The 4,294-nt window shown below is 57.8% G+C and carries 8 protein-coding genes; 3 read left to right on the top strand and 5 right to left on the bottom strand.

Going from position 1 to position 4,294, the window contains the following annotated elements:
* Positions 1–159: 159 nt before the first annotated feature.
* Positions 160–687 carry an inner membrane protein YiaA gene (gene yiaA / locus RIN13_RS20240; RefSeq protein WP_309109107.1) on the bottom strand — a complete coding sequence of 176 codons (528 nt, stop codon included), beginning with the start codon at positions 685–687 and terminating at the stop codon, positions 160–162.
* Between the two features lie 194 nt (positions 688–881).
* Between yiaA and RIN13_RS20245 the strand changes: the two genes are divergently transcribed.
* Positions 882–1,400 (top strand): hypothetical protein, encoded by a 519-nt coding sequence (locus RIN13_RS20245; protein WP_309109108.1) that lies wholly within the window; start codon positions 882–884, stop codon positions 1,398–1,400.
* Positions 1,401–1,453: 53 nt separating this feature from the next.
* Here RIN13_RS20245 and RIN13_RS20250 read toward each other — a convergent pair whose 3' ends face one another.
* Complete coding sequence (locus RIN13_RS20250) at positions 1,454–1,861, bottom strand: hypothetical protein (protein WP_309109109.1); 408 nt, start codon at positions 1,859–1,861, stop codon at positions 1,454–1,456.
* Between the two features lie 372 nt (positions 1,862–2,233).
* Positions 2,234–2,881 carry a hypothetical protein gene (locus tag RIN13_RS20255; protein ID WP_309109110.1) on the bottom strand — a complete coding sequence of 216 codons (648 nt, stop codon included), beginning with the start codon at positions 2,879–2,881 and terminating at the stop codon, positions 2,234–2,236.
* Between the two features lie 34 nt (positions 2,882–2,915).
* Here RIN13_RS20255 and RIN13_RS20260 point away from each other — a divergent pair, with 34 nt between their 5' ends.
* Both RIN13_RS20260 and RIN13_RS20265 read left to right on the top strand, forming a co-directional pair.
* Positions 2,916–3,263 carry a VOC family protein gene (locus RIN13_RS20260; protein ID WP_375164805.1) on the top strand — a complete coding sequence of 116 codons (348 nt, stop codon included), beginning with the start codon at positions 2,916–2,918 and terminating at the stop codon, positions 3,261–3,263.
* A gap of 256 nt (positions 3,264–3,519) precedes the next feature.
* Positions 3,520–3,651: a hypothetical protein gene (locus RIN13_RS20265; protein ID WP_309109112.1), complete on the top strand. Its 132-nt coding sequence runs from the start codon at positions 3,520–3,522 to the stop codon at positions 3,649–3,651.
* Between the two features lie 22 nt (positions 3,652–3,673).
* Here the strand turns inward: RIN13_RS20265 and RIN13_RS20270 are convergent, their stop codons facing one another.
* Complete coding sequence (locus RIN13_RS20270; RefSeq protein ID WP_309109113.1) at positions 3,674–3,814, bottom strand: hypothetical protein; 141 nt, start codon at positions 3,812–3,814, stop codon at positions 3,674–3,676.
* A gap of 9 nt (positions 3,815–3,823) precedes the next feature.
* Entirely contained in the window at positions 3,824–4,174 is a 351-nt protein-coding gene (locus tag RIN13_RS20275) for a hypothetical protein (protein ID WP_309109114.1), read from the bottom strand.
* Positions 4,175–4,294 lie beyond the last annotated feature (120 nt).

Raw genomic sequence — 4,294 nt, forward strand, 5'->3', positions numbered from 1 at the left:
TGGGTTCAAATCCCACCGTCACCGCCACATAGCAAGGCCCCTGGTTCCCTTTGTTTACAAGGGAAGCGGGGGCCTTTCTTCATGTCCTTGCAGCAGCAACCAGGGCCAGACAGGGTCAGCATCCGAGCACACAGCCACAACCGTGGATGAAGGCTCAACTCATTCGGGTCGGCCGAGGGGCGGATTGGAGCTAGAGCGATTGGTAGAACCAGGCGTTGGGACAGGAATGTCCTGACCCGAGAGGAGCTTTCGTTTTGGGTTCTCGGTTTTCTCGACCTCGGCAAACACCGCCATGTCTCGCACGTTCTTCTGAACGGTGATGGCTCCGAAGAGAGACATCAACATAGCAAGACCGTAGAAGCCCTTCTCAGACAGAAGCATATCGGCATTCCAAAGACCGATTACCAGGAGCGAAAGTGACGCAATAACGGAGAACCATGCCACGCCGTAGTAGATATTCGTGACCGGGATATCCTCAGTTCGATCTCGAATTGTCTTCTGGAGCGAGATTACCGCGAACAGTCCGAAGAGCAGGATCGTGAAGTAGTATCCCTTCTCGTTAAGCTCCATGCTCGTTGCGTTCCAAAGACCGATGAGATAGGACGACACACCGATGAGCAACGCAACCCAGCTAGCGCCGACGAAAGCTCCAGTGGGCTTCTGCGGGACAAGTTTAGACTCAGCCATGTAATTTTCCTTTGATTGGATTGAGCAGACTACAGATGTCCATCGGGTGTGTATTCAACAGTCCGAATCAATGAACACATTTTTCAATTCGTTTGACTAATACTAGGCTAACGACTGCCACAGCGACCGCGTTGACGCGGCAATCACGGGCAAAAGGCCCTGACGCGTAAATTCACGAACGAGGACGAGGATATTTGAACGCCGCCACCGAAGCTCCTAGCGACAACTACGCCCTCGCCTATGCCCAGCGTCGCTCATGGGTCATGTGGTCATGGCTGTACGGCGCCCTGATCGCCGCTGCCGGTGCCGCCTATGTCCTTGCATCTCTGATGACTGGCAATCACCCGGAAACTGGCGTCATCATGTTCTTTCTAGGGGCGGCCCTTGCAGCCCTGGGTTGGCTGGTCTCCGCGCCCAAAAGATTCACGGGGAAGCTGCCGAAACCTGTCAAGGACGTGTGGCGTGCCGAGCAAGCGATCCGCAGTAACAAGTACATGGTCACCTTCACCAACATCGCTATGGCAGTCATCCTTCTGGCGGTCACCTTTCTGACCCCAAGAGGTACTGCCTCCGACATCGTCCCTATCACCGCCATGATGTCGGTCTGGGCACCACTGATAGGTGTGGGCATCCTGCGGACAACAAAGCTTCTGGTCAATCGCAACACCTTGTACGACCACTGGCTCCAACGCCGAGGCAACGGGAACGGCTGACCCCAGGCGCATGCCCCGATCCAAAAGGGCGAGGCCCGAAGGCCTTCCCCTCGCTACTGCCTCCTCCGCTGCCACTGCACCCCGTGCCAGAAAAGCAGTCCCATGATTCCCAGCGTGCCGCTCAATACCGCGTAGGGCGTGAAGTTCATCAGTACATATGTCAGAGGCATTTCGATGACAGGGCCAGCAACGCCATAAACCCCATCAGGGCCGAATGGTCCGTCGGGAGGCGAGATCACGTCCATATGAACCCCGACGCCGCCAACCAGCAGGAAACAGGCAAGCACCCAGAGGGCGACGATGAATGGATTAATGGAAACCCTTCTGGGTTCCCTCCCCTCCGGGCCGGATGAGTCCACAACCGAAGCCGTTGTAGCCTTACCCGTTCTTGCGGGATCCAGCGGATTCCCATTCTGGTCCAGTTCACGGAACGATACCTGGTTAGCTTTTGCCTGCTCCACGTTTCCCCCTGCTTATTCGCACTGCACACGCCTGCCACTACTCAGACCCTAGTCCCCCAGCGATGCTTGTCCAGATAGGCGGGGAATTGCCCTAGTGGCCAACCAAATGCCGGGCATAAACTGGGAACTGGCTACGTAATGAACACGGCTTACGTGTTTGATGTGCCCCTCGGAACGGAGAGCAATCATGCTCAAGGCCCTGATGTGCAAGCTGAATTTGCGCCACGCTTGGCACATAGAAAGCAATGAAGATGGTGGCCGTTACAGGCGATGCAGCCGCTGCGGTAAGTACGACACCCGCGGTGGCGGGTCTGGCGATTGGGCCGCTCCGATTGGTATGTAATGGCCCGTTGAGCGGCGTCCGGCTACCAGTCAGTCCACGTTGACGTTTTCACCGGTCTTCTCCCGGCGTTCCTCAGCCTGCCCGATTCCGTCCCGTACGGCCGCCCGAACAACGCCGTAGAGGACATAGAAGAAAATCCCGGCCAGAACCACAGCCAGGATTATCGAATTAAGCGGGGAAGCATCCATGCCCTTGAGCCTACCGGCTGGGCTTAGTCCCGCGCCCCAGGCGCTGCTCCATCCCCCGCTCGCGGGTTTGAGCCACTTGGGCGTCACCCCGACATGCGCGTAGACCAATCGCTCCAGTGAACGGAGTGGGACGTTTACCCGCTCCGCGAGTTCGGAAGACCGGAGGATACCGTCGTCATCCTCGGCCAATTGGCACACTGCGTTCACCAGCGCGGCCCTCTCGTCGAGTTCCGAAACGTACGGGAGGAGCCATGCTCTGAGAATTGCCACCAGTGCAAGGCGCGCCTCGGCCAACGGGACGGTTCCGTTCATAACATCGGCGAGCGACTGATGGGGAGCCCGGTCAAGATGCTCGCCGGTCACGGGCAAATTGGCGGGCTCCGCATCGGCCAGCAGCCTTCCGGCGGCGGGACGGAACAACACTCCGACGGCCCAGGAAGTGCCTGACAGTTCCTGGACTTGAACACGGGACTCAGGCACTTCGGTCACTCCCCACCTGGCGGTGGAACCGGCTGCGAAGGCGATGGAATTTTATCGTGACGTATTTGGCGCGAGGATTCTGGACGTGACCCGTTTTCCCGGCAGCGACCTGATTGCCCATGCCGTCCTGGATTTCGGATCAGGATTTCTGACGCTGAGCGATCCACTTGAGGAGTACGGGCTCATAGCGCCCGACGGCGACGCCGGGCACTCGTTTTCGCTTGCGGTTTATGTGCCAAGTACAGACAAGACCCTGGCTGTAGCGGAGGCCGCCCGGGCCACGGTGCGTAAGCCTGCCATGACTTTCGTCAGTGGTGACAGGTTCGCCTCCATCGTTGACCCTTTTGGCGTCCGCTGGTCGGTCATGACGCGTGGTGGACCTTTCACCTGAGGAAAGCAAACAACGCGTGCAGGAGTGGGCAGCAGAGCAGATCTCTCGGCAGAGGCAGCGGGTAGTTGGCGCCGGGAGAAGCAAGTACAGGGGTGCAAACCCGCGCTAAAGGGAGGTCAAAGTCGAGTACGCCTTACTCGTGTGGCACCCAGGACTCCGGAGTTCACTGGTAGTGGAAGCCAGCACCGCTGGCTTCCACCAGGATTAGTGAGAGAGCCACTTTCGCACCTGGTGCTACTCCGGGGGGAGTGCGGAAATGAGTAAAGCCGAGAAAGAGAAGCTACGTTACTGCGATTACTACTGGTGCATGTCGCTCAAGGACTTCAACGAATGGGTAGAGGCTGAAGATGGCCCCGAACCCGGATTGTCGTATTCAGACAACGGCTGATGCGAGCGAAGGACCGGAAAGCTCAGTTTTCGGTCTTGATCAGGAGCAGTTCGTAGCCCTCGGGCACTTTGGCCTCGAGTTCTTCCCGACCTTCATGAATGGAGTCAGCCTCCACCTCGATGGTGCTGGTTTCTTTGGATCGGATCACGCCAATTAGTTTCACCGCAACACTTTATACGTTCGGAGGCTCAGCGTCCGGCCTCTGGTCTCCCTTATGGCCGCGCAGATTTTCCTGGACCTTGCCGAACAGATCCTTGATGGTGGATTCAGTATTAGTCAGCATGTCAGGCTGCAGGTAGACATTTTGCGACGGCGGCAGGCTGTAGTGGGACGGTAGTCCTCCGGCGCCGTCGACCCCTTCCAAAGCAATAGTCACTCCGCCTTCCTTACGGGCGATCGCTCCGATACGGCCGAAAACCACCGTGAACTCGTCCGGTTGAAAACTGACAGTTTGGCCAATATGCGTGCGGTTCAATTCCGCGGCAGTAAGGGCCTTTTCATTGCCGGTCCCGAGATAGTCCATGTTGTTCTCCTAGAGCTAGGTAGCGGCTTATGCGTGCAGTCTAGTAAAAGGGCAGCGATGGGAGATAGGGCTGGAGGACTCCACGATCCATTCCCTGGATTCGGACAACCAGAAGGGGGG

Origin of the sequence: Arthrobacter sp., from assembly GCF_031179985.1 — a bacterium.
Taxonomy (GTDB): domain Bacteria; phylum Actinomycetota; class Actinomycetes; order Actinomycetales; family Micrococcaceae; genus Arthrobacter.